The organism is Streptomyces calidiresistens (assembly GCF_014141525.1).
Lineage (GTDB): Bacteria > Actinomycetota > Actinomycetes > Streptomycetales > Streptomycetaceae > Streptomyces > Streptomyces calidiresistens.
Genome location: NZ_VKHS01001484.1, coordinates 1 through 567, shown reverse-complemented (window position 1 = coordinate 567; position 567 = coordinate 1). Strand labels below are relative to the sequence as shown.

The window sequence follows — 567 nt, the reverse complement described above, 5'->3', positions numbered from 1 at the left end:
GGCGGGAGGGCACCTGGTCACGCCTGAAGGCGTGCGAGGCGACGGACTGCCGGTGGGCCTACTACGACCGCAGCCCGGCAGGTCGGCGCCGGTGGTGCTCCATGCGGGTGTGCGGCAGTCGCGCCAAGATGCGGGCCTACCGGGCCCGCCGGCGCGACGGCCGGGAGGCTCCCGACGGGCCGTAAGGGCCGGTCGGGGTACCTCCATTCCCCGAACGGACGTGAGGCACGTCGCACCGGAAATCGACGATTCGTGTCGGTGGCGGGGTTTAACCTCGAAGACATGCCGACCGAATCCGCATCGCTTCCGGGCAGCCCCAGCGGGGCTCGGACGACCGCTGCGACCACCGACGCGGCAGCGGCCAACGAAGCCATCCGCGCCTATGTGCGCCGGCACGGAGCCCGTCCCTGGGGCGCCGCCGAGCGCGCCGAGCTCGGCCGGCTCTACGCCACCTGGCGCGCCGCCGTCAAAGAGGGCCTCGGCGCCGCGGCCTGACACCGCCGGCTCCACAGGGGACCCCTGACCGGGCACCGCCCCGGTCCCGCCGCTCCCCCGGCCCGTCGTCAC

Annotated in this window: 2 protein-coding genes; both read left to right on the top strand. The window is 75.0% G+C overall.

The genetic code is table 11. The features are described from left to right. Positions 1-185, top strand: a 185-nt coding sequence (locus tag FOE67_RS27935) for a CGNR zinc finger domain-containing protein (RefSeq protein ID WP_182667580.1), incomplete at its 5' end; no start/stop codon positions are given. Positions 186-282: 97 nt separating this feature from the next. After that, positions 283-495: a hypothetical protein gene (locus FOE67_RS27930; RefSeq protein ID WP_182667579.1), complete on the top strand. Its 213-nt coding sequence runs from the start codon at positions 283-285 to the stop codon at positions 493-495. Positions 496-567: the final 72 nt, after the last annotated feature.

Excerpts from the sequence above, each read along its gene's own strand:
- FOE67_RS27930 (WP_182667579.1), top strand. The coding sequence starts at position 283 with ATGCCGACCGAATCCGCATCGCTTCCGGGCAGCCCCAGCGGGGCTCGG.